This window comes from Pseudomonas sp. 09C 129, from assembly GCF_002843625.1.
GTDB lineage: Bacteria > Pseudomonadota > Gammaproteobacteria > Pseudomonadales > Pseudomonadaceae > Aquipseudomonas > Aquipseudomonas chlororaphis.
This window is the reverse complement of the sequence record NZ_CP025261.1, coordinates 6,709,781-6,733,587: the sequence shown is the minus strand read 5'-3', so window position 1 is coordinate 6,733,587 and position 23,807 is coordinate 6,709,781. Positions and strand designations below refer to the sequence as shown.

At 62.6% G+C, this 23,807-nt stretch carries 21 protein-coding genes; 15 read left to right on the top strand and 6 right to left on the bottom strand.

All coding sequences use genetic code 11. The annotated features are described in order from the left end of the window. Positions 1 to 489: 489 nt before the first annotated feature. A complete protein-coding gene (locus CXQ81_RS30180; protein ID WP_007926052.1) occupies positions 490 to 1,008 on the top strand; it encodes a glycine cleavage system protein R in 519 nt (172 codons plus the stop codon). A gap of 225 nt (positions 1,009 to 1,233) precedes the next feature. Here CXQ81_RS30180 and rarD read toward each other — a convergent pair whose 3' ends face one another. The 5 genes from rarD to CXQ81_RS30155 form a co-directional block, all read right to left on the bottom strand. Next, the gene (gene rarD / locus CXQ81_RS30175) at positions 1,234 to 2,121 is read right to left on the bottom strand and encodes an EamA family transporter RarD (RefSeq protein ID WP_007926054.1); all 888 of its coding nucleotides are present in this window, start codon (positions 2,119 to 2,121) and stop codon (positions 1,234 to 1,236) included. A 222-nt stretch (positions 2,122 to 2,343) separates the two neighbouring features. Beyond that, positions 2,344 to 3,318, bottom strand: a complete 975-nt coding sequence (locus tag CXQ81_RS30170) for a serine/threonine protein kinase (RefSeq protein ID WP_101339302.1) — start codon at positions 3,316 to 3,318, stop codon at positions 2,344 to 2,346. 148 nt (positions 3,319 to 3,466) lie between these two features. After that, the gene (locus tag CXQ81_RS30165) at positions 3,467 to 5,368 is read right to left on the bottom strand and encodes a PhoX family phosphatase (RefSeq protein ID WP_101339301.1); all 1,902 of its coding nucleotides are present in this window, start codon (positions 5,366 to 5,368) and stop codon (positions 3,467 to 3,469) included. 91 nt (positions 5,369 to 5,459) lie between these two features. Then, positions 5,460 to 6,224 carry a TOBE domain-containing protein gene (locus CXQ81_RS30160; protein ID WP_101339300.1) on the bottom strand — a complete coding sequence of 255 codons (765 nt, stop codon included), beginning with the start codon at positions 6,222 to 6,224 and terminating at the stop codon, positions 5,460 to 5,462. Positions 6,225 to 6,288: 64 nt separating this feature from the next. After that, on the bottom strand, positions 6,289 to 7,029 hold the full coding sequence (locus tag CXQ81_RS30155; protein WP_101339299.1) for a ComF family protein: 741 nt from the start codon (positions 7,027 to 7,029) through the stop codon (positions 6,289 to 6,291). 91 nt (positions 7,030 to 7,120) lie between these two features. Here CXQ81_RS30155 and bioB point away from each other — a divergent pair, with 91 nt between their 5' ends. The 10 genes from bioB (at position 7,121) to CXQ81_RS30105 (ending at position 19,586) form a co-directional block, all read left to right on the top strand. Further along, positions 7,121 to 8,176, top strand: a complete 1,056-nt coding sequence (gene bioB, locus CXQ81_RS30150) for a biotin synthase BioB (protein ID WP_007926062.1) — start codon at positions 7,121 to 7,123, stop codon at positions 8,174 to 8,176. Positions 8,177 to 8,311: 135 nt separating this feature from the next. Further along, positions 8,312 to 9,490, top strand: coding sequence for an 8-amino-7-oxononanoate synthase (gene bioF / locus CXQ81_RS30145; protein WP_101339298.1), 1,179 nt, complete (start codon positions 8,312 to 8,314; stop codon positions 9,488 to 9,490). Next, positions 9,483 to 10,214, top strand: coding sequence for an alpha/beta fold hydrolase (locus CXQ81_RS30140; protein ID WP_009051196.1), 732 nt, complete (start codon positions 9,483 to 9,485; stop codon positions 10,212 to 10,214). The genes bioF and CXQ81_RS30140 overlap by 8 nt, the downstream gene beginning before the upstream one ends. Continuing rightward, positions 10,207 to 11,019: a malonyl-ACP O-methyltransferase BioC gene (bioC, locus tag CXQ81_RS30135; RefSeq protein ID WP_101339297.1), complete on the top strand. Its 813-nt coding sequence runs from the start codon at positions 10,207 to 10,209 to the stop codon at positions 11,017 to 11,019. Before CXQ81_RS30140 ends, bioC begins: the two co-directional genes overlap by 8 nt. Next, entirely contained in the window at positions 11,016 to 11,696 is a 681-nt protein-coding gene (bioD, locus tag CXQ81_RS30130; protein ID WP_101339296.1) for a dethiobiotin synthase, read from the top strand. Before bioC ends, bioD begins: the two co-directional genes overlap by 4 nt. A 107-nt stretch (positions 11,697 to 11,803) precedes the next feature. Next, the gene (locus CXQ81_RS30125; RefSeq protein ID WP_007926068.1) at positions 11,804 to 12,100 is read left to right on the top strand and encodes a hypothetical protein; all 297 of its coding nucleotides are present in this window, start codon (positions 11,804 to 11,806) and stop codon (positions 12,098 to 12,100) included. Positions 12,101 to 12,402: 302 nt separating this feature from the next. Next, positions 12,403 to 14,208, top strand: a complete 1,806-nt coding sequence (locus CXQ81_RS30120; protein ID WP_007926069.1) for a phenylacyl-CoA dehydrogenase — start codon at positions 12,403 to 12,405, stop codon at positions 14,206 to 14,208. Positions 14,209 to 14,426: 218 nt separating this feature from the next. Beyond that, a complete protein-coding gene (locus tag CXQ81_RS30115) occupies positions 14,427 to 15,719 on the top strand; it encodes a diguanylate cyclase (protein WP_009045908.1) in 1,293 nt (430 codons plus the stop codon). Positions 15,720 to 15,809: 90 nt separating this feature from the next. Beyond that, the gene (locus CXQ81_RS30110) at positions 15,810 to 17,606 is read left to right on the top strand and encodes an acyl-CoA dehydrogenase C-terminal domain-containing protein (RefSeq protein ID WP_101339295.1); all 1,797 of its coding nucleotides are present in this window, start codon (positions 15,810 to 15,812) and stop codon (positions 17,604 to 17,606) included. 201 nt (positions 17,607 to 17,807) lie between these two features. After that, the gene (locus CXQ81_RS30105) at positions 17,808 to 19,586 is read left to right on the top strand and encodes an acyl-CoA dehydrogenase C-terminal domain-containing protein (protein WP_007926073.1); all 1,779 of its coding nucleotides are present in this window, start codon (positions 17,808 to 17,810) and stop codon (positions 19,584 to 19,586) included. Positions 19,587 to 19,823: 237 nt separating this feature from the next. On the opposite strand, the gene CXQ81_RS30100 is transcribed toward CXQ81_RS30105, so the two are convergent. After that, complete coding sequence (locus CXQ81_RS30100) at positions 19,824 to 20,753, bottom strand: LysR family transcriptional regulator (RefSeq protein ID WP_101339294.1); 930 nt, start codon at positions 20,751 to 20,753, stop codon at positions 19,824 to 19,826. Between the two features lie 102 nt (positions 20,754 to 20,855). Between CXQ81_RS30100 and CXQ81_RS30095 the strand changes: the two genes are divergently transcribed. The 4 genes from CXQ81_RS30095 to CXQ81_RS30080 all read left to right on the top strand — a co-directional run bounded on the left by CXQ81_RS30095 (position 20,856) and on the right by CXQ81_RS30080 (position 23,780). Further along, positions 20,856 to 21,554, top strand: a complete 699-nt coding sequence (locus CXQ81_RS30095) for an MOSC domain-containing protein (RefSeq protein WP_101339293.1) — start codon at positions 20,856 to 20,858, stop codon at positions 21,552 to 21,554. Then, entirely contained in the window at positions 21,551 to 22,834 is a 1,284-nt protein-coding gene (locus CXQ81_RS30090) for an aspartate aminotransferase family protein (protein ID WP_101339292.1), read from the top strand. Before CXQ81_RS30095 ends, CXQ81_RS30090 begins: the two co-directional genes overlap by 4 nt. A 276-nt stretch (positions 22,835 to 23,110) precedes the next feature. Next, positions 23,111 to 23,482 (top strand): type II toxin-antitoxin system RelE/ParE family toxin, encoded by a 372-nt coding sequence (locus tag CXQ81_RS30085; RefSeq protein WP_101339291.1) that lies wholly within the window; start codon positions 23,111 to 23,113, stop codon positions 23,480 to 23,482. Next, entirely contained in the window at positions 23,460 to 23,780 is a 321-nt protein-coding gene (locus CXQ81_RS30080) for a DNA-binding transcriptional regulator (RefSeq protein WP_007926083.1), read from the top strand. The genes CXQ81_RS30085 and CXQ81_RS30080 overlap by 23 nt, the downstream gene beginning before the upstream one ends. Positions 23,781 to 23,807 lie beyond the last annotated feature (27 nt).

Below are 23,807 nucleotides of genomic sequence, written 5' to 3'. Positions count from 1 at the left end.
CTGGCCATTTAAACCACAAACCCCTCTACCAGTACATGCCATCGCGGGCGGCTGGGATGGTTCCAATCAACGGCTCGGAGCCTTGCTGACAGGGCTTTCAGGGTTGCGACTGCGCCTTGGCAGACATCGATCCAACGTTATGTAGTGCACGCTGCGGCATACTACATGATGAGTTGCGGTTGTGAAAATTAGACTAAATACGTCGTTCCGCGACTCAAGTTCGCGGCACGGTCACGCTGGGGAACGGGATGTTCTCAAAAAACTTGCGGATTGTTCCATAGAATTCTAAAAACATGTACACGATTTGTCTCAAGCCCCTTTTTTCCTTGTAGGAGCGAAGCTTGCTTGCGATGGCATCCTGACAGTCCCAACGATGCCGGCCGGGTGATTCTTGTCGCAAGCAGGCGTCGCTCCTGCCGGGCCGCGGCGACCCTGCGGCTTGCCTATACTTGACCTTCTACAACAAAAGTCCTGACAGAGGGTTGCGCCATGGACCACCTCGTACTCACCGTATTCGCCCCGGACAAGCCCGGACAGGTCGAGCGCATCGCCCAATGCATCGCCGCGCACGGCGGCAACTGGCTGGAGAGCCGCATGTCGCGGATGGCCGGGCAGTTCGCCGGCATTCTGCGGGTCGGCGTGCCGGCCGAAGCCTATGACGAGCTGGTGGACGCGCTGCAAGGCTTGGCGGCCCAGGGCATTCGGGTGCTGATCGCCGAAAGCGGCATCGAACAATCCTGCACCTGGAAGCCGATCGCCATGGAACTGGTGGGCAACGACCGGCCGGGCATCGTGCGCGACATCACCCGCCTGTTGAGCGAGCAGGGGGTGAACCTGGAGCGGCTGGTGACCGAAGTGCGCCCGGCCCCCATGAGCAGCGAGCCGCTGTTCCACGCCGAAGCGATCCTGGCGGTGCCGCTGACCTTGTCCCTCGATGTCCTGCAGTCGCGCCTGGAAACCCTGGCGGATGACCTGATGGTGGAGTTGGTGCTGCGCAGCGAGGTGTGAACCTGAAAGGGCGGGTTATCCAGTTTTAGCGTGCATGCGCCTGTGGATAACCTGTAGAGACCTGGCGCCAGCCCAAGCCGGTCAAGGCTTTGCGGAATCTGATCAAAAAACCAGCAGTTTCAAGGGCTTGTGCACAAACGGCGGGGATCACGCTGTGGATAACCTTGGGAAGGATAGATGCAGGCCACGCCAACCGTGGCCTGCAGCGCTTTGTACGTTTAATGATCAGTTGCGTTTGCGCAGGCTCAACCAGGCATCCACGCTGTACACCGCCAGGCCGGCCCAGATAAACATGAATGCCACCAGGGTGCTCGACGACAGGTGTTCGCCGAACAGCAGTACCGCCTGCAGCAGCACCAGGGTCGGCGCCAGGTACTGCAAGAAGCCCAGGGTGGTGTAGGGCAGGTGACGGGCGGCGGCATTGAAGCACACCAGCGGCACCAGGGTGACCGGGCCCGCCGCCACCAGCCACCAGGCCTCGGAGCTGGTCCAGAAGGCCGCCTGGGCACTGGTGGCGGTGGGGTTGAACAAGAGCCAGGCGAGGGCGATCGGCACCAGCATCCAGGTTTCCACCACCAGCCCCGGTAGCGCCTTGACCGGTGCCTGCTTGCGGATCAGTCCGTAGAAACCGAAGGTCAGCGCCAGCACCAGGGAAACCCAGGGCAGGCTGCCGACCTGCCACACCTGCTGCGCCACGCCCACCGCCGCCAGGCCCACTGCGAGCCACTGCATGCGCCGCAGCCGCTCACCGAGGATCAGCATGCCCAGCAGCACGTTCACCAGCGGGTTGATGTAGTAACCCAGGCTGGCTTCGAGCATGCGCCCGTTGTTCACCGACCAGACATAGGTCAGCCAGTTGGCCGCGATCAGGGTGCCGCTCAGGGCCAGGATCGCCAGGCGCCTGGGGTTGTCCCGCAACTCGCGCCACCAGCCGGGATGCTTCCAGACCATCAGCAGCAGCGCGCCGAACAGCGCGGACCAGAGCACCCGGTGGATGATGATTTCCACGGCGGGCACGTTGGCGATGGCTTTGAAGTAGATCGGGAACAGGCCCCAGATGATGTAGGCGCTCAGGCCCAGGATGTACCCGCGACGCGGGTTGGCGGCTTGCATGCAGAATCCTTGCTTAGGCAGCTAACAAAGAGAGGGATTGTAAGGAGGTTTGTCAGGCCGTGTCTTTCTCGGCGTCATTCCGGTGACCCCGCTGTTGTGATCGATCCGGCTTCTGCAGGAGCGAGGCTTGCCCGCGATCAAGACGCCGCGGTGCATCAGACTCATCGAGGCGAGGCTATCGCGGGCCAGCCTCGCTTCTACAGGTCGGATCAGGGCTTGGGGTCAGAACAGCTTCAGCGGTTCTTCGTTGAGCGCCGAGAGTTGCTCGCGCAACGCCAGCACCTGGTCGCCCCAATAACGCTCGCTGCCGAACCAGGGGAAGCTGCGTGGGAACGCCGGGTCGTCCCAGCGCCGGGCCAGCCAGGCGCTGTAGTGCATCAGGCGCAGGGCGCGCAGTGGTTCGATCAATGCCAGTTCGCGCGGGTCGAAGTCGTGGAACTCGCTGTAGCCATCCATCAGTTCCGACAGCTGCCCCAGGCATTCCTGGCGATCGCCGGCGAGCATCATCCACAGGTCCTGCACCGCCGGGCCCATGCGGCAGTCGTCGAGGTCGACGATATGGAACACCTCGTCGCGGCACATCATGTTGCCGGGATGGCAGTCGCCGTGCATGCGGATGTTCTGGTGCGGCGTGGCCTGGTAGACCTCTTCCACCCGCTTGAGCAGGTCGCGGGCCACCGACTCATAGGCCGGTAGCAGGCTCTTGGGCACGAAGTCGCCTTCCAGCAGGGTGGTCAGCGAATCGTGGCCGAAGTTCTTCACCCCCAGCGCTTCGCGATGCTCGAACGGGCGTGTGGCGCCGACCGCATGCAGGCGGCCGAGCAATTGCCCCAGGCGATACAGCTGGTCGAGGTTGCCGGGTTCCGGCGCCCGGCCGCCACGGCGTGGGAACAGAGTAAAGCGGAAGCCTTCATGCTCGAACAGGCTTTCGCCCTGGTGAATCAGAGGCGCCACCACCGGCACTTCGCACTCGGCGAGTTCGAAGGTGAAGCGGTGTTCTTCGAGGATCGCCTCGTTGGTCCAGCGCTGCGGGCGGTAGAACTTGGCGATCAGCGGCTCGCTGTCTTCGATGCCGACCTGGTAGACACGGTTTTCGTAACTGTTGAGTGCCAGGACACGGGCGTCGCTGAGAAAACCGATGCTTTCGACGGCATTGAGGACTAGATCAGGGGTAAGGGTTTCGAACGGGTGAGACATGCTGGCTCCTGCGCGCAGCAGGCTGCTGCGTCCGGCCAAGCATGGTAGCGCACGAAGGATGACAGGTGGTGACTGCGAGGGCGCTATCGCGGGCAAGCTCGCCCCTACACGGATCTGTAGGAGCAAGGCTTGCCCGCGAAGCGGTCTATCAGGCGCCGACGATACCGCCGTCTTCCCGGGTGATCACCATCACCGAGGAACGCGGCTTGCCGTTGGGCAGGTGCTCGGGGAAGGTCGAACCGCCGTTCTCGCCCGGGTGCTGGATGCCCACGAACAGGCTCCGCTGATCCGGCGAGAAGGTGATGCCAGTGACTTCGCAGCCCACCGGCCCGACCATGAAGCGACGGATTTCACCGGAGTCCGGGTCAGCGCAGAGCATCTGGTTGTTGCCCATGCCGGCGAAGTCGCCGGTGTTGCTGGAGTCGCCGTCGGTGAGGATCCACAACCGGCCGGCCTTGTCGAAACCCAGGCCGTCGGGGCTGTTGAACATGTTCTGCGGGGTGATGTTCGACGAGCCGCCTTTGGGCTGGCCGGCATGCACGGCCGGGTTGCCGGCGACCACGAACAGGTCCCAGGTGAAGTCCATAGAACCGTGGTCGCCACGGGCGGTCTGCCAGCGCAGGATCTGCCCGTAGACGTTTTTCTCCCGCGGGTTCGGGCCGCCCACTGGCTGGCCGTCTTCGCCACGTTTGGAGTTGTTGGTCAGGGTGCAGTAGACCTGGCCGTCCTTCGGGCTGACCACGATCCATTCCGGGCGGTCCATGCGTGTGGCCTTGACCACGCTGGCCGCGAGGCGGGCGTGGATCAGCACTTCGGCCTGGTCGGCGAAACCGCTGCTGGCGTCGATGCCGTTCTTGCCATGGCTCAGCTCGACCCATTTGCCCTTGCCTTTCGGGTGGTCCGGGTTGCCGTCGCCGTTGTCGAAGATCGCCACGTACAGGGTGCCGTGGTCCAGCAGGTCGCGGTTGGCCTTGGGGTTGCGGTGGTTGATGCGGTCGCGGCTGACGAACTTGTAGATGAACTCGCCACGCTCGTCGTCGCCCATGTAGACCACGGCGCGTCCGTCGCGGGTTTCGGCCAGGGCGGCGTTTTCATGCTTGAAGCGGCCCAGGGCGGTGCGCTTGATCGGCTTGGACTGCGGGTCGAATGGGTCGATCTCCACGACCCAGCCGTGACGGTTGAGTTCGTTGGGGTTTTTCGCCAGGTCGAAGCGCGGGTCGAACTGATGCCAGTTGATGTCGCGGCTGCTCGCCGAGGCGCCATAGCGTTTCTGCGCGGCATCGAAGGTCTGCTGGGCGTTGCTGCTGCCGAAGCAGTCGGTGAAGTTCTCTTCACAGGTCAGGTAGGTGCCCCATGGCGTCTTGCCGTTGGCGCAGTTCTGGAAGGTGCCGAGGACTTTGCGGCCGCTCTTGTCGGCGCTGGTTTTCATCAGCGCGTGGCCAGCGGCAGGGCCGCTCAGGCGAATCGGCGCGTTGCCGTGGATGCGCCGGTTGTAGCGCGAGCCCTGGACGAACTGCCATTGGCCGCTGCGGCGCTGTACTTCGATCACCGACACGCCTTCGCTGGCCAGGGCCTTGCGCACGTCTTCCGCCGACTGCGGCATGCCGCCGTGGGGGTAGAGGTAGCGGTAGTTGGTGTATTCGTTGTTGATCGCCATCAGTGCGCGATTCTTGTCGTCCGGGAAGGCGAACAGGCTCATGCCGTCGTTGTTGTCACCGAACTGGACCTCCTGGGCCGCGGCGGTGCCATTGCCACTCGGGTCGAACGCCGGGCCGTTCTTCTGCAGGGGCTGGCCCCAGCTGATCAGCACCGAAGACTTGTAGCCCGGCGGCAGGGTGATGGTGTCGCTGGTGGCGGCGGCAATGCCTTCAAAGCCCAGCAGCTTGCTGGAACCGGCGCTGACGCTGGCGGCCAGCACGCTGCGGCTCAGCAGGTTGCCACCGAGGAACATGGCCGCGCCGCACAGGGCACCGGCGCTGATGAAACCACGGCGGCTGAGGCCGACCATCTTTTCGAGGTCGGTAGGTTGGTCTTCTTCTAATAGGCTCATCACAGGCTTCCTGCAGGATTTTGCAGCCACCTTAATCAGCGTCGATGACGAACATGTTGCAGCGCCGCAAGCATTGCGCGGCGATAGAAACCTAGAGCGGCGTGCCGAGCAGCACGTTGGACGGCGAGAACTGCACCCTTACCGGCTGGCCGGCGCTCAAGCCAAGGTGTCGCAGGTGCAGCGGTTCGGCCAGGGCACAGAGCGTCTGGCCGCTGGGCAGGGCGATTCTGATTTCGCTGGGGCCGTCTTCGGCGTCGAGGATCGCTTCCAGGGTGCCCAGCAGACAATTGTGTCCGGGTGTTGCGGGCTGATCGATAGCCAGCAATTCCAGCCAGCCGGCCTTGATCAACGCCACGACGCCTGTGCCGGGCTCCAATTCCAGGTGCAGGGTGCTGTCATGGGTGATCTGCGCCTGGATCGCCAGGTCTTCTGCGAGCGCCAGTCGTATCAGATCGTTGCGCCCCTGCGCTTCGATCGCCAGCACCGTGCCGTGCAACTGGTTGCGGGCGCTGGTGCGGAGCATCAGGCGCCCCAGCAGATCGAGGTCGGCGGCGTCTTCGGCGGCTTCCAGCACCTGGGCCTGCAAGACCTGCAGGCGCTGGTAGAGGCGCAGCACCCGTTCGCCTTCGACGGAGAGCCTGGCGCCACCGCCGCCTTTGCCGCCGACACTGCGTTCGACCAGGGGCTTTTGCGCCAGGTTGTTCAACTCGTCGATGGCGTCCCAGGCCGCCTTGTAACTCAGGCCGGCGCTTTTCGCGGCACGGGTGATCGAGCCCTGTTCGGCGATGTGCTGCAGCAGGGCAATGCGCTGCGGGCGACGGGCGATGTGCTGGGTCAACAAGGTGGGCAAGGGCATGGCTGAACGCTTTGAACGCTGGGAATGGAAAGGGAGTTTGCGGCTTGAGGGGCGAGAGTCAAGTTCAGTCGGGCTCGCCGGGTTTTGGCGTGCGTGCCAGGCAATAGACGTCTACCCGCCGCGCCCCGGCCTTGAGCAGCAGCCGCGCCAGGGCGTGGGCGGTCGCGCCGGTGGTGAGCACATCGTCCACCAGCGCCAGGTGCCGGCCATGGACCACCGCCTCGGGCAGCAGGGCGAAGGCGTGGTGCAGGTTGCGGTGCCGCGCCCTGGCATCCAGGCCCTGCTGCGATGGCGTGTCCTGGGTGCGCTGCAACGAGGTTTCGTCACAGGGGATTTGCAGGATCTCGCCCAGCCAGCGCGCGAGCATCGCCGCCTGGTTATAGCCGCGTTGGCGCAGGCGCTTGCGGGCCAGGGGCACCGGCAGCAGGGCGTCGGGTTGCGCCAGGTCCTCGGCAAAGCGATGTTGCAGCGATTGCGCGAGAAGTTCGGCCAAAAGACGGCCAAAGGGCCATTTGCCGTTGTGCTTGAAACGGCTGACCAGGCTGTCGACCGGAAAGCCATAACGCCAGGGCGCCACCACCTGGGCGAAGGCGGGCGGTCGCTTGAGGCACTGGCCGCAGGTCAGGCCGGCCGCGGGCAAGGGCAGGGCGCACACCTGGCAATGATCGCCGAGCCACGGCAGTTCGGTTTCGCAGGCGGTGCAAATGGCTTGGGGGGTGTCGGTCGGCTCGTCGCAGAGTAAACAGGTTTGTTTGTTTTTTAACCAGATGTAAACCGGTCCTTGGTAATGTGGTTGACACTGCATGGCGCTTCCTTAAATATGCCCAACATCCGTGTCGCGGCTGTGGGTATTGCCTTCCCGCAGCCGCTTGCCAAGCATAATCAAGGAATCGCCCATGAGCGCCAGCACCACCGCCAATCTGCGTCATGACTGGACTTTGGCTGAAGTCAAAGCCCTCTTCGTCCAGCCGTTCAATGACTTGCTGTTCCAGGCGCAGACGGTGCACCGCGCGCATTTCGACGCCAACCGCGTCCAGGTTTCTACCCTGTTGTCGATCAAGACCGGCGCCTGCCCGGAAGATTGCAAATATTGTCCGCAGTCCGGTCACTACAACACCGGCCTGGAAAAAGAAAAACTGATGGAAGTGCAGAAGGTCCTCGAAGAGGCCGCGCGCGCCAAGGCCATAGGTTCGACCCGTTTCTGCATGGGCGCGGCCTGGAAACACCCGTCGGCCAAAGACATGCCGTACGTGCTGGAAATGGTCAAGGGCGTGAAGGCCATGGGCCTGGAAACCTGCATGACCCTCGGTCGCCTGGACCAGGACCAGACCGAAGCGCTGGCCAAGGCCGGCCTGGACTACTACAACCACAACCTCGATACCTCGCCGGAGTTCTACGGCAGCATCATCACCACCCGCACCTACAGTGAACGCCTGCAAACCCTGGCCTACGTGCGCGATGCCGGGATGAAGATCTGCTCCGGCGGCATCCTCGGCATGGGCGAGTCCCTCGATGACCGCGCCGGCCTGCTGATCCAGTTGGCCAACCTGCCGGAGCACCCGGAGTCGGTGCCGATCAACATGCTGGTGAAAGTGGCCGGCACGCCGCTGGAAAACTCCGAGGACGTCGACCCGTTCGACTTCATCCGCATGCTTGCCGTGGCTCGTATCCTGATGCCGAAATCCCATGTGCGCCTGTCCGCCGGCCGCGAAGCGATGAACGAGCAGATGCAGGCCCTGGCGTTCTTCGCCGGTGCCAACTCGATTTTCTACGGCGAGAAACTGCTGACCACCGCCAACCCGCAGGCCGACAAGGACATGCAACTGTTCGCGCGCCTGGGCATCCAGCCGGAAGCCCGCGAAGAGCATGCCGACGAGGTGCACCAGGCCGCCATCGAGCAGGCGCTGGTGGAGCAGAAGAGCAGCGAGCAGTTCTACAACGCCGCCGTCTGATCTGCTGCCTCTGTAGGAGCGAGGCTTGCCCGCGAATGGTTCACCGCGTGAGCCCAGGGACACAGAGGTGTCTGGATCGCGGGCAAGCCCCGCTCCTACAAGGATGATGTTTCTTTTCTTGCCTGCGAGGCCTGCATGTCTTTCGATCTCCGCGCGCGTCTCGCTGCCCGTCGTGCCGAAAATCTCTATCGTCAGCGCCCACTGCTGGAAAGCCCGCAAGGGCCACAAGTAGTGGTCGACGGCCAGCCGTTGCTGGCGTTCTGCAACAACGATTACCTGGGCCTGGCCAATCACCCGCAAGTGATCGAAGCCTGGCGCGCCGGTGCGTCCCGCTGGGGCGTGGGCGGTGGCGCCTCGCACCTGGTGATTGGCCACAGCACGCCCCACCATCAATTGGAAGAAGCCCTGGCCGAGTTCACCGGCCGCCCGCGGGCATTGCTGTTCACCACCGGTTACATGGCCAATCTCGGCGCGGTCACCGCGCTGGTGGGGCAGGGCGACACGGTGCTGGAAGACCGCCTCAACCACGCGTCATTGCTGGATGCCGGCCTGCTGTCCGGTGCGCGCTTCAACCGTTACCTGCACAACGATGCCGAGAGCCTGGCCAAGCGCCTGGAGAAAGCCACCGGCAATACCCTGGTGGTCACCGATGGTGTGTTCAGCATGGACGGCGACCTGGCCGACCTGCCGGCGCTGGCTCGCGAAACCCGGGCCAAGGGCGCCTGGCTGATGGTCGACGACGCCCATGGCTTCGGGCCGCTGGGGGCCAACGGCGCAGGGATCGTCGAGCACTTCGGCTTGAGCCAGGAAGAGGTGCCGGTCTTGGTGGGCACCCTCGGCAAGGCGTTCGGCACCGCTGGCGCCTTTGTCGCGGGCAGCGAGGAACTGATCGAAAGCCTGATCCAGTTCGCCCGTCCCTACATCTATACCACCAGCCAGCCGCCGGCCCTGGCCTGCGCCACCCTGAAAAGCCTGGAGTTGCTGCGCAGCGAGCACTGGCGGCGTGAACACCTGAATACCCTGATCCGCCAGTTCCGCCAGGGCGCCGAGCATATCGGGCTGACCCTGATGGACAGCTTTACGCCGATCCAGCCGATCCTGATCGGCGACAGTGCGCGGGCGATTCGCCTGTCGCAGATGCTGCGCGAGCGCGGCCTGATGGTCACCGCGATTCGTCCGCCTACCGTGCCCACGGGGAGCGCCCGCTTGCGGGTGACCCTGTCCGCCGCCCATAGTGAGGCTCAGGTCCAGCTATTGTTGAATGCACTGGCGGATTGTTTTAGCGAACCGGGACCGGAGCCAAGCCATGCGTGATCGACTGATTCTGCTGCCTGGTTGGGGCCTTGGCGTATCGCCGCTGGAGCCCTTGGCGGCGGCTCTGCAGGGGCTGGACGAACACCTGCGGGTCGAGATCGAGCCGTTGCCGGAGCTGGAGTCCAGCGACCTGAATGAGTGGCTCGACGAACTGGACGCCAGTGTGCCGGACAACGCCTGGCTCGGTGGCTGGTCGCTGGGCGGCATGCTGGCTTCCGAGCTGGCGGCGCGTCGTGGCGAGCGCTGCTGCGGTCTGCTGACCCTGGCCAGCAACCCCAGTTTCGTGGCGCATGCCGAGTGGGCAAGCGCAATGCCGGGGGAGACCTTCGACGGGTTTCTGGCCGGCTGTAACGCCGACCCACGCACCACCCTCAAGCGCTTCAGCCTGTTGTGTGCCCAGGGCGCCGAAGATCCGCGCGGCCTGTCGCGCTTGCTGTCGGGCGGTGCGCCGCATACCTCGGGTGCGGTGTTGATGGCCGGCCTGGAGTTGCTGGCGCAGCTGGATACCCGCCATGCCTTGCAGGCGTTTCGTGGACCGCAGTTGCATCTGTTCGCCGGGCTCGACGGCCTGGTGCCGGCTGAAGCCGCGGGCGAGCTGCTGGCGTTGTTGCCCGATGTCGAAGTTGGTCTGATTGAGCAGGCCAGCCACGCGTTTCTTCTGGAGGATCCCCACGGTGTGGCGGGGGCGATCCAGGCTTTTTTGCATGAGTCCGGTGATGACTGATCTGTCCCTTCCCAAGCCCCCCGGCAGCTTGCCCGACAAGCGCCAGGTGGCGGCTTCCTTTTCCCGCGCGGCGTCCAGTTACGACAGCGTGGCGCAACTGCAGCGCGACGTCGGTAACGAGTTGCTGGGCCGTCTGCCGCAAGACCGCGAGCCTGGCCGCTGGCTGGACATGGGCTGTGGCACCGGTTATTTCAGCCGCCTGTTGGGCGAGCGTTTCCAGGCCAGCGAAGGGCTGGCGCTGGACATCGCCGAAGGCATGCTCGAGCACGCCCGGCCGCTGGGCGGGGCGCAGTATTTCATTGCTGGCGATGCCGAGCGTTTGCCGTTGCAGGGGCAGAGCTGCGAACTGATTTTCTCCAGCCTGGCGGTGCAGTGGTGCGCGGATTTCCGTTCGGTTCTCAGCGAGGCGCATCGGGTGCTGAAGCCGGGCGGCGTGCTGGCCTTTGCCAGCCTGTGCGTCGGTACGCTGTACGAATTGCGCAACAGTTGGCGTCAGGTCGACGGCATGGTGCATGTCAATCGCTTTCGTGAGTTCAGCACGTATCAACAGCTGTGTGCGGCGAGCGGCTTGCGGGTGCTGAGCCTGGAAACCCGTCCGCATGTGCTGCACTACCCGGATGTGCGCAGTCTGACCCATGAGTTGAAGGCCCTGGGGGCGCACAACCTCAACCCTGGACGGCCCGGCGGGCTGACAGGGCGGGCGCGGATCAAGGGCCTGATCGACGCCTACGAACAGTTCCGTCAAGCGCAGGGATTGCCCGCGACCTACCAGGTGGTCTACGCCGTATTGGAGAAGCCGCTATGAGCCGAGCCTATTTCGTTACCGGAACAGACACCGATGTTGGCAAGACCACCGTCGCCGCTGGCTTGCTGCATGCCGCGCGGCTCTCGGGACTGAGCACCGCGGCCGGGAAACCTGTAGCTTCGGGCTGCGAGCTGACCCCCGCGGGGTTGCGTAACGCCGATGCCTTGGCTCTGTTGGCTGAATGTTCATTGCCGCTGACCTACGACGAGGTCAATCCACTGGCTTTCGAACCAGCCATCGCTCCCCATCTGGCGGCCCGCGAGGCTGGCATGGCGCTGACTGTTCAGGCCTTGCTGGCGCCCATGCGCCAGGTGCTGGCCAAGGGCGCGGATTTCACCCTGATCGAAGGAGCCGGCGGCTGGCGTGTGCCGCTGGCCGATCAGGACAACCTGTCCGACCTGGCCATGGCCCTGGATCTGCCGGTGATCCTGGTGGTGGGCGTGCGCCTGGGCTGTATCAACCATGCGCTGCTGACGGCCGAGGCGATTGCCCAGGACGGATTACAGCTGGCCGGTTGGGTGGCCAATATCATCGAGCCGAAGACTTCGCGGCTCGAGGAGAACCTCGCCGCGCTGGCGGAGCGCCTGCCCGCACCTTGTCTGGGGCGGGTCCCAAGATTGAAGGCGATCAGCGCCGAAGCGGTGGCCGAGTATCTGCAACTGGACCTGCTTGACTAGATTTTGCCTATGGTGAGGCACTGTGCCATTAGTGTTTTTGACGGGTCTTTTTCTGACGCGTCTGGTTCAATAGCCGCTGTTCATTCCTTGCAGGGTCGAATTCTCCCATGGAAATTTCCGGGAATACCGCTTTCTACGCCGGCCTGAGTACCGTGCAGACCGGGCAGAATCGTGTCGATCAGGCGGCCAGCCAGATCGCCAATACGACCATCGAACGTTCTGTCGCCAGCCAATCCTCTGAGGTACAAGTCGAGCGCCTGCGATCTGTCGATCGCAGCCAGCAATCGGACCTGGCCAGCAACATGGTCGAGATGGCCATGGGCAAGGTTCAGGCGGAGCTGGGTGTGAAAGTCGCCAAGGCCGCCGATGAAGTGCTCGGTACGCTGATCGACACCTACGCTTGACCCTCCTTCGGTAGCCCTGCCCATTTTTGCGGGCAGGGTGACCCGCGCAAGAACTCTCTGCAAAGCCCCATCTTCCGTCTTGCTGGCCTGCCAGCTCCTACACTCTATTCAGCTTCCGAATATTTCACGGCATTCGCTGTGGGCCTTTGCGTGCAAGGCCTGCAGAGGATCGATGACGAACGGTGTTTGCGTGGCGCTTGACAAGGTTTGGGCGTAAACGTATGTTTCAAACAACTGTTTGACCGCCACAATAAATCAACGCGGTCGTTCATTCCCGGTTACATCAGCAGAGGTTTATCGCTATGCCTGACTACAAGGCCCCCTTGCGTGATATTCGCTTCGTTCGTGACGAGCTGCTCGGCTATGAAGCGCACTATCAGAGCCTGCCGGCTTGCCAGGACGCTACTCCAGACATGGTTGACGCCATCCTCGAGGAAGGTGCGAAGTTTTGTGAGCAGGTACTGGCCCCTCTGAACCGTGTGGGTGACCTGGAAGGCTGCACCTGGAGCGAGTCCGGCGTTAAGACCCCGACTGGCTTCAAAGAGGCCTACAAGCAATTCGTCGAAGGCGGCTGGCCAAGCCTGGCTCATGATGTCGAGCATGGCGGTCAAGGCCTGCCGGAGTCCCTGGGCCTGGCTGTCAGCGAAATGGTCGGCGAAGCCAACTGGTCGTGGGGCATGTACCCAGGCCTGTCCCATGGCGCGATGAACACCATTTCCGAACACGGCACGCCTGAGCAGCAAGAGGCTTACCTGACCAAGCTGGTATCCGGCGAGTGGACCGGCACCATGTGCCTGACCGAACCGCACTGCGGCACCGACCTGGGCATGCTGCGCACCAAGGCCGAACCTCAGGCCGACGGCTCCTACAAAGTCACCGGCACCAAGATCTTCATCTCGGCCGGTGAACACGACATGGCCGACAACATCGTCCATATCGTTCTGGCCCGCCTGCCGGATGCACCGGCTGGCACCAAAGGCATCTCGCTGTTCATCGTGCCGAAGTTCCTGCCGAACGCCGATGGCACTGTTGGCCAGCGCAATGCCGTGAGCTGCGGTTCCCTGGAACACAAGATGGGGATCCACGGTAACGCCACTTGCGTGATGAACTTCGACGCGGCCACCGGTTTCCTGATCGGCCCGGCGAACAAAGGCCTGAACTGCATGTTCACCTTCATGAACACCGCTCGCCTGGGTACCGCGCTGCAAGGCCTGGCCCACGCCGAGATCGGTTTCCAGGGCGGCCTGAAATACGCTCGCGATCGTCTGCAAATGCGTTCCCTGACTGGCCCGAAAGCGCCGGACAAGGCCGCCGACCCGATCATCGTGCACCCTGACGTACGTCGCATGCTGTTGACCATGAAGGCTTTCGCCGAAGGCAACCGGGCCATGGTCTACTTCACTGCCAAGCAGGTCGACATCGTCAAGTACGGCGTGGACGAAGAGGAGAAGAAGAAAGCCGACGCACTGCTGGCCTTCATGACTCCGATCGCCAAGGCCTTCATGACCGAAGTCGGTTTCGAATCCGCCAACCACGGCGTGCAGATCTACGGTGGCCACGGTTTCATCGCCGAGTGGGGCATGGAGCAGAACGTTCGCGACAGCCGCATTTCCATGCTGTACGAAGGCACCACCGGCATCCAGGCGCTGGACTTGCTGGGCCGTAAAGTGCTGATGACTCAAGGCGAGGCTCTGAAAGGTTTCACCAAGATCGTCCACAAGTTCTGCCAGAGCAACGAAGGCAACGAGTCGGTCAAAGAGTTCGTCGCACCGCTGGCTGCACTGAACAAGGAATGGGGTGAGCTGACCATGAAGGTCGGTATGGCGGCCATGAAAGACCGTGAAGAAGTCGGTGCTGCGTCCGTGGATTACCTGATGTATTCCGGTTATGCCTGCCTGGCTTACTTCTGGGCCGACATGGCACGCCTGGCTGCCGAGAAGCTGGCTGCCGGCACCACCGAAGAGGCGTTCTACACCGCCAAGCTGCAGACCGCGCGCTTCTACTTCCAGCGCATCCTGCCGCGCACCCGCACTCACGTGGCGGCCATGCTGTCGGGCGCCAACAACCTGATGGACATGAAAGAGGAAGATTTCGGCCTGGCTTACTAAGCCCTACCGGCATCTCTTCAGAGGCCGCTTCTCCTTCGGGAGAAGCGGCTTTTTTGTGCGCGGGATGAATCTGAAAATAATCCGACTAAAACGTTAAGAAGAAGCCGATCCCTGCCGTTACAGAAGTGGCAATGTGACATGCATCACATTTGTGCTGTTTAACCATACCAGGTGAAGGCATAGTGCCATCTACTGTTTAACCGCGTCGGAGCTTTACCTTGCCGCGTTCTTCTGCTGTACGTTTCAGCCATTTTCTACCGTCATTGTTACTCTTGCTTGCGGGGCTCGCGGCTGCCTACGTCAAGGATCTCAACGTTTTCTTCACCTCGCTGTTCAATGTCTTGCCGACCCTGGTGCTGCTGCTCGGCGGCGCTTATTGCGCGGTGTACCGGCGCCAGCGTGAACTGTTCCTGATGGTCACGGTGTACATCGCCTATTTCCTGCTCGATACCCAGACCGACTATTACCGCGACAACGGCAAGGTGCGCGAAGATGCGGCCGTGGTGTTCCACTTGGTCTGCTTGCTGCTGCCGCTGCTGTTCGGCCTGTTTGCGGCCTGGCAGGAGCGTACCCACCTGTTCCAGGACATGGTGGCGCGGTTTGCCGTATTGCTCGCCTTTGGCAGCGTGGCGCTGGGCCTGGAGCAGAGCTATCCCCAGGCGCTGCTGGCCTGGCTGGCGGAAATCCGTTGGCCGGCCCTGCACGGCGCCTGGATGAGCCTGATCCAGTTGTCGTACCCGGTGTTTATCGCCGCCTTCCTGTTGCTGGCGATCCAGTACTGGCGCAATCCACGCCCGCTGCATGCGGCGCAGCTGGTGGGGCTGCTGGGGCTGTTCTGGATGCTGCCCAAGACCTTCATCCTGCCGTTCACCCTGAACATCATGTGCAGCCAGGTGATGCTGATGATCGCCGCGGCCGTTGCCCATGAGGCGTACCAGATGGCTTTCCGCGACGAGCTGACCGGCTTGCCGGGGCGCCGCGCCTTGAACGAGCGCATGCAGCGCCTGGGGCGCAACTATGTGCTGGCGATGAGTGACGTCGACCACTTCAAGAAATTCAACGACACCCACGGCCACGATGTGGGCGACCAGGTGCTGCGCCTGGTGGCCAGCAAACTGTCGAAAGTCAGTGGCGGCGGTCGTGCCTACCGTTATGGCGGCGAGGAGTTTGCGGTGGTGTTCGCCGGCAAGACCCTCGAGGAATGCATGCCGCACCTGGAGGTCATTCGCGAGACCATCGCCAACTACAACATCCAGTTGCGCAATCAGGAGAACCGCCCCCAGGACGACCAGCAGGGTCGCCAGCGCCGGGGTGCGGCCGCGGCATCCAGCGTATCGGTGACCGTCAGTATTGGCGTCGCCGAGCGGCAGATGGAGCACCGTTCGCCCGAGGAGGTGCTCAAGTCTGCCGACCAGGCGCTGTACAGCGCCAAGGGCGCGGGGCGTAACTGCGTCATGGCCTTCGGTCAGAACCGCCGTGGCGCGGTGCGCATGGACACCGCTGCGGGTTGAGTGATAGCGGCGCATTCAGCGTCTGGACTGTGATTGGCAGGTCGGATGAGCGGCAGTAGGTTGGATCGATCTGCTGCCGGAGAAACGACCATGCCCGAGTACAAAGCTCCCCTGCGCGACATGCGCTTTTTGATCGATCACGTCTTCGACTTTCACACCAGCTATGCCGCCCTGGGGGCCATCGATGCCAGCCCGGACATGGTGGCCGCGATCCTAGAAGAAGGGGCGAAATTCTGTGAAAACGTGCTGGCGCCGTTGAACCGCCCGGGCGATGAAGAGGGCTGCCATTTCGACAATGGCGTGGTTACTACGCCAAAAGGCTTCAAGCAGGCTTTCGCCCAGTATGTAGAAGGCGGCTGGCACGGCCTGGCGGCGGATCCGAACTACGGAGGCCAGGGCCTGCCGCATTCGCTGGGGCTGGTGATCAGCGAAATGGTTGGCTCCAGCAACACTTCCTGGGGCATGTACCCGGGCCTGACCCACGGCGGCATGTCGGCGATTCACGCCCACGGCAGCGAAGAGCAGAAACAGACCTACCTGAGCAAGCTCACCGCCGGCCAATGGACTGGCACCATGTGCCTGACCGAAGCCCATTGCGGCACCGACCTGGGCATCATCAAGACCCGCGCCGTGCCCCAGGCCGACGGCAGCTATGCGGTCTCCGGCAGCAAGATTTTCATCTCGGCCGGCGAGCACGACATGAGTGAAAACATCATCCACCTGGTGCTGGCCAAGCTGCCGGATGCGCCGGCCGGTACCAAGGGCATTTCGCTGTTTATCGTGCCCAAGTTTTTGCCCAACGCCGATGGCGAGGCGGGTGAGCGCAATGGTGTGAGCTGCGGTTCCATCGAACACAAGATGGGCATCAAGGCTTCGGCCACCTGCGTGCTCAACTTCGATGGCGCCAAGGGATTCCTGATCGGTGAGGCCAACAAGGGTCTGAACTGCATGTTCACCATGATGAACCACGCGCGCCTCGGTACCGGGATGCAGGGGCTGTGCCTGGGCGAGGCAAGCTTCCAGGGCGCAATCAAGTACGCCAACGACCGTCTGCAGATGCGCTCCCTGACCGGGCCGAAGGCGCCGGACAAGGCCGCCGACCCGATCATTGTCCACCCCGATGTGCGGCGCATGCTGCTGACCATGAAGGCCTTCAACGAAGGTAATCGCGCCCTGGCCTATTTCACCGCGCAGTTGCTGGATGTGGCGCACCTGGCCGCCGACGAGACCCAGCGCCAGGATGCCGAGAACCTGTTGGCTTTCCTGACGCCGATCTGCAAGGCCTTCATGACTGAAACCGGGCTGGAGGTGACCAACCACGGTATGCAGGTGTTTGGCGGGCATGGCTTCATTCGCGAATGGGGCATGGAGCAACTGGTGCGCGACTGCCGCATCGCCCCGATCTATGAGGGCACCAACGGCATCCAGGCCCTGGACCTGCTGGGACGCAAGGTGCTCGGCAGTCAGGGCAAGTTGCTGATGGGCTTCACCAAGATCGTCCACAAATTCTGCGCGGCCAATGCCGAGCATCCACAACTCAAGGGTTATGTGACGCAACTCGACGGGCTCAACCGGCAGTGGGGCGCGCTGACCACCAAGGTCGGGATGGCGGCGATGAAGAACCCCGACGAAGTCGGCGCCGCGGCGCTGGATTACCTGATGTACAGCGGTTACATCATTCTCGCCTACCTGTGGCTGCGCATGGCGCTGGTGGCCCAGGCCCGGCTCGACGCCGGTGAAGAGGATGCCGATTATTGCCAGGCCAAGCTGGCGACCTGCGAGTTCTACTTCAAGCGCTTGCTGCCGCGTACCGCGGCCCATCTGGCGGCGATCGAGGCGGGCAGTGACTGCCTGATGACGTTGCCGGCGGAGCTGTTTGCGCTCTAGGTTTTCATGTAATCGTCCATTGCGGGCAAGCCTGCTCCTGCAGATATTTGCAGGAGTGAGTTTGCTCGCGATCTTTGGTGACTAAAAATTACATTAAAGTCATGAGTTGACCCTATGTGTCGCAAAAGTTGTTCGGGTACACTCGAGCTTTCGTAACTGGGGCCGTTCGGGTCCACTTGTTTAGATCTTGCGAGGTTTGCCATGGCTGACTACAAAGCGCCCCTGCGCGATATGCGCTTCGTCCTCAATGAAGTTTTCGAGGTCGCCAAACTCTGGGCCGAACTGCCTGCTCTGGCCGACACCGTCGACGCTGAAACCGTCGAAGCGATTCTTGAGGAAGCCGGCAAAGTCACCGGCAAAAGTATCGCCCCGCTGAGCCGCGGCGCCGATGAAGAGGGCTGTCATTGGAGCGACGGCGCGGTGACTACGCCAGCAGGTTTTCCACAGGCCTATCAGACTTACGCCGAAGGCGGCTGGGTCGGCGTCGGCGGCGATCCAGCCTACGGCGGCATGGGCATGCCCAAGGCGGTATCGGCCCAGGTCGAGGAAATGGTCAACTCGGCCAGCCTGTCGTTTGGTCTGTACCCGATGCTGACCGCAGGCGCCTGCCTGTCGATCAATGCCCACGCCAGCGAAGAATTGAAGGCGGCCTACCTGCCGAACATGTATGCAGGCGTCTGGGCCGGCTCCATGTGCCTCACCGAGCCGCATGCCGGTACCGACCTGGGCATCATTCGCACCAAGGCCGAGCCGCAGGCCGACGGCTCCTACAAGGTCAGCGGCACCAAGATCTTCATTACCGGCGGTGAGCACGACCTGACCGAGAACATCATCCACCTGGTGCTGGCCAAGCTGCCGGACGCACCGGCGGGGCCGAAGGGCATTTCGTTGTTCCTGGTGCCGAAGTTCCTGGTCAACGCCGACGGCAGCCTGGGGGCGCGCAACCCGGCCAACTGCGGTTCGATCGAACACAAGATGGGCATCCAGGCCTCGGCGACCTGCGTGATGAACTTCGACGAAGCCGTCGGTTACATCGTCGGCGAGCCGAACAAGGGCCTGGCGGCAATGTTCACCATGATGAACTACGAGCGTCTGGGCGTCGGTATCCAAGGCCTGGCCTCGGGCGAGCGTTCCTATCAGAACGCCGTGGAATACGCCCGCGATCGCCTGCAAAGCCGTTCGCCGACTGGCCCGCAAGCCAAGGACAAGGTCGCTGACCCGATCATCGTGCACCCGGATGTGCGTCGCATGCTGTTGACCATGAAAGCCGCGAACGAAGGCGGCCGCGCGTTCTCCACCTATGTGGCGATGCAACTGGATACCGCGAAGTTCAGCGAAGATGCGCTGGTGCGTAAGCGCGCGGAAGATCTGGTGGCCCTGCTGACGCCGGTGGCCAAGGCCTTCCTCACCGACCTGGGGTTGGAAACCACGATTCACGGCCAGCAGGTTTTCGGCGGCCACGGCTACATCCGTGAATGGGGCCAGGAGCAGCTGGTGCGCGATGTGCGCATTACGCAGATTTATGAAGGCACCAATGGCATCCAGGCGCTGGACCTGGTCGGGCGTAAGATCGTCGGCAGCGGCGGGGCGTTCTACAAGCTGTTCGCTGACGAGATTCGCCATTTCACCGCGACCGCCAGCGCCGATCTGGCCGAGTTCACCAAGCCGTTGAACGACGCACTGGATAACCTGGACGAACTGACTGCCTGGCTGCTGGACCGGGCCAAGACCAATCCGAACGAAATCGGCGCGGCCTCGGTCGAATACCTGCAAGCATTCGGATACACGGCGTACGCCTACATGTGGGCGTTGATGGCAAAAGCGGCCCAGGGCAAGGAGTCGCAAGACGATTTCTACGCCAGCAAGCTGGGTACCGCGCGCTTCTACTTCGCCCGTCTGCTGCCGCGTATCCACTCGCTGAGCGCATCGGTGAAGGCAGGTAGCGAATCACTGTTCCTGCTGGATGCGGCGCAGTTCTGAGCATGGGCATGTCATGTAAGCATTCTCTTACATGACGTGCTGCTAATCACCCATATCGGCAGATTGGATCCAGAGCTAATCTATTTCACATGGACGTCGCGCAGGAAGCGCAAAGCAATAACACGGACACGTAGGATTCCGCCAGGATGGTGGAGTGAAAAGGATGTCAGGGAAACAGTCTGCAAAGCCCCGCTTCGGCGGGGTTTTCTTTTGCCCGCGTTTTTTATCTGCGCTGCTTCAACCCAGCCCTTCCAGCGTCACCGGGCCTGTCATCCGTCCTTCCGGACCGCTCATCTCTTCTTCCAGCAAGGTTCGCAGCAATTCCAGGGTTGCCTGCTGACGCTGCACATCACGACATACCAGCCCCACTTTCAACGGCACCCTCGGTTCGCTCAGCGGTTTCCATAACAGGTCCGTATGGCTGTGGGTCTGCCGCGAGCGCCCCGGCAGGACCGTCGCCAGGCGGGTGTTGGGCAAGCTGTCGAGAATCCCCGCCATATTGTTCAGCTCCGCCTGTACCTGCGGCCGGCGTCCGAGGTTGGCCAGTTGCGCCTGCCAGATCTGGCGTATCTGGAACTCCTCGCCCAACAACAGCATGGGCAGCTCCGCGGCCTGGCTCATGGAGACCTTCTTGAATTCGCGCAGGGGATGTTCGGCAGGAATCACCAGGGTCAACTCGTCTTCGTAGAGCTGTACGCCATGCAACCCTGGCTGGCGCGGCGGCAGATAACTGATGCCGATATCCAATGAGCCATTGAGCAGGCGCCGTTCGATTTCCAGGCCGGTCAGTTCGTAGATCTGCACCACCAGATGCGGCTGGGCCTTGCGCACCCGCTCAAGCATTTGCGGCACCAGGCTGCTGTGCACGGTTTGCAGTACGCCGATCGCCAGCGTGCGCAGGGCGTGGCCCTTGAAGTTGCCCAGGGCTTCACGAGCCCGTTGCATGCCGTCGAGCAAGGGCAGGGCATGGTTGTACAGGGTATGGGCCGCCAGCGTCGGCAACAGGCGCTTGCTGCTGCGCTCGAACAGGCTGACATCGAGGTTCTGTTCCAGCTGACGGATCTGTTGCGAGAGCGCGGGTTGGGAGATCGACAGGCGTTCGGCGGCTCGTCCCACGTGACCTTCTTCATACACCGCGACGAAATAACGCAGTTGTTTAAAATCCATAAGTTCTGCTTATCGAAAAAGCTGGAAAATCGAAATGGCCCGATAGGCCGCAGAAGCCTAGTCTAACCCCTATTCACAGGGCTTACAGGGCCAGAAGGCGAGATGAATACCGTTTACGTGGATGGTGTTTACATAGGCAAGGCAAAAAACCTCGGACAGGGTTTGATCAGTGATACGGACAAACGTCCGGTTGCAAACCGACTCTGGTTATGGCCGCAGGGCCTGGGCAGCGACGAACACGGCGACCCGCGCTTTCATACCGGCCCGGAGCGGGCGCTGCACCATTACCCCGCCGAACACTACAGCTACTGGCGCAAGCGTTATCCACAGATCGACTGGTGTGCCCCGGCCTTTGGCGAAAACCTGTCTACCCACGGCCTGACCGAGGAACAGGTCTGCCTCGGCGATATGTTCCGCTGGGGCGGCGCGCTGCTGCAGGTCAGCCAGCCGCGTTCGCCCTGTTATCGCCTGAGCCACCGCTGGGGCATCCCCGACCTGCCGCAACAGGCGCAAAGCAATGGTCGCTGCGGCTGGTTCTACCGGGTGCTCAAACCCGGTTTCGTCAGTGCCGATCAGCCCTTCGAGCTGATCCAGCGCAGTTACCCGGGGTTGACCGTGGCCTGGGCCCTGCGTTGTTTTTATCGAGAACCTCTGGAGCATGCGGGCTTGAAGAAACTGGTGGACTGTCCGGCACTGGCGTCGCGTTGGCGCGACATCGCGATCAAGCGCATGCGCACCGGCCTGATCGAGGATTGGTCCGCGCGCCTGCTGGGCCTGCCGCTGGAGGGGTTGAGCGCATGAACCTGTTCAGCCTGCGCCGCCCTCAGCCGAGCCTTGATGATCTGGCGGTCGAGCCCTGCCTGTCGCCGATGAGCCACAACCTTTCCAGTGAGTGCCTGATGCCCAGCGTCCAGCGACCCCACCCAGTGTTTGTACGTGGCCAGGGCTCATGGCTGTGGGACAGCGATGACCGCGCCTACCTCGACTTCGTCCAGGGCAACGCCGCCAACAGCCTTGGCCATAGTCCCTCGGCGCTGGTCAAGGCACTGACGGCCCAAGCCCAGTCACTGATCAACCCCGGCTCGGGCTTTTACAACCGCGGCATGCTCAACCTCAGCGAGCGCTTGTGCCGCAGCACCGGCAGCGACCAGGCCTATCTGCTGAGCAGTGGCAGCGAAGCCTGCGAAGCGGCGATCAAGCTGGCCCGCAAATGGGGCCAGCTGCACCGCGGTGGGGCCGCGAAGATCATCACTGCCAGCGGCAGCTGTCATGGTCGCAGCTTCGCGGCAATGTCGGCGTCGGCAAGCACCCATATCGCCAATCGCTTCGAGCCACAGCTGTCGGGTTTCAGTCATGTTCCCTTCAATGACCTGCCAGCCTTGCATGCCGCGGTGGATGCGCAGACCGTGGCGATCATGCTCGAGCCGATCCAGGGCGAGGCCGGGGTGATTCCGGCGACCGAGCATTACCTCAAGGGGGTCGAACGCCTGTGCCGCGAGCTGGGCATCCTGCTGATCCTGGATGAAGTGCAAACCGGCATCGGCCGCTGCGGCACCTTGCTGGCCGAACAAGTCTATGGCGTGCGCGCCGACATCGTGGCCCTGGGCAAAGGCCTCGGTGGTGGCGTGCCCTTGGCGGCCTTGCTGGCGCGTGGCAAGGCCTGTTGCTTCGAGGTGGGTGAGCTGAACGGCACCCATCACGGTAATGCGCTGATGACCGCCGCGGGCCTGACGGTGCTCGATAGCGTACTGGACAACAGCTTTCTCGAGCATGTGCGGGACAACGGTCAGTACTTGCGCGAAGGGCTGGCCCGCCTGGCGAATCGTTATGCCCAGGGAGAACTGCGTGGGCAGGGATTGTTCTGGGGGCTGAGCCTGGCCGACGACTCGGCCGAGGCCGTGGTCAAGGCGGCCCGTTACGAAGGTCTGTTGCTGGCCGCAACCCAACCGGACTGCCTGCGCTTTACCCCGGCGTTGACGGTGAGCAAGGCCAACATCGACGAAATGCTGCTGCGCCTGGCGCGGGCCTTTTCGCGAGTACGCACCGCGCAGCTGCAATGCCGCAAGGGGCTGGTGGTTTGAGGCCTGGCTTGGTCCCGCCACACCCGATCTTGCACTGACAGAAATTCCCGAACCGTCTCGCGGTATAACGCATCGCCCCGTGTCCGATCTTTCGCACGGGGCGTTTTTTTGTCTCGGGCTTTTGCAAAACCGCCATCAGGCCTTGAAGGCCATCATCCAGGCAAGGTTCCTTAGGCTCATCCACCAGGACGGTGGGGCTGCTGGGGCGCAAGACCACCGGGCAGCTTGGGTTGAATACATATACCACTGGGTGGTATGTTTTTGGGAAGGGAAGCCATGACAATCAGGTTGTTCAAAACCAAAGGTTTTGCTGTTGCGGCTAAAAAAGCCTTGATCCATGACGACCAGTTGCTGGCCGCATTCAGTGAGTTATACAAAGGCCAGGCTGATGACTTGGGTGGCGGGGTCTGGAAAAAACGCCTGAACGCCAACCGCCATCGTTCGATCGTCCTGGCCAGGGGCCGGCGTTACTGGGTGTTCCAGTTCCTGTTCGCCAAGCAGGACCAGAGCAATATCAGCCACCAGGAACTGCAGGCATTCCGCGCGCTGGCCAAGGCCTACGAAGGGCTGGATGGCTGGCAGGTCCAACAGCTACTCGAGATGAAAGCGTTTGTGGAGATCAGACATGAGCAAGCCATTCAAGACTGAAGCCCTTGAATCGATACACGAGTCGGCCAGTGCCCTGCACGCCATCGGTGCCATTGGCAAAACCACCATGCGCCAGTTCGATGAGGCGTGTATCGCGCCAGTACCGGCGAATATTCCCGCGGAGCAGATCAAGCTGCTGCGCGAGCGTAGTAACGTCAGCCAGCCGGTCTTTGCCCGCTACCTGAACACCAGCGCGTCCACGGTGAAGCAGTGGGAATCTGGCGAGAAGCACCCGAGCGGCATGGCGTTGAAACTGCTGAGCATCGTGCAGAAGCACGGCCTTGAAATACTGGCGTGAGCCGGCACTGAAACACCGCCCGGCCTG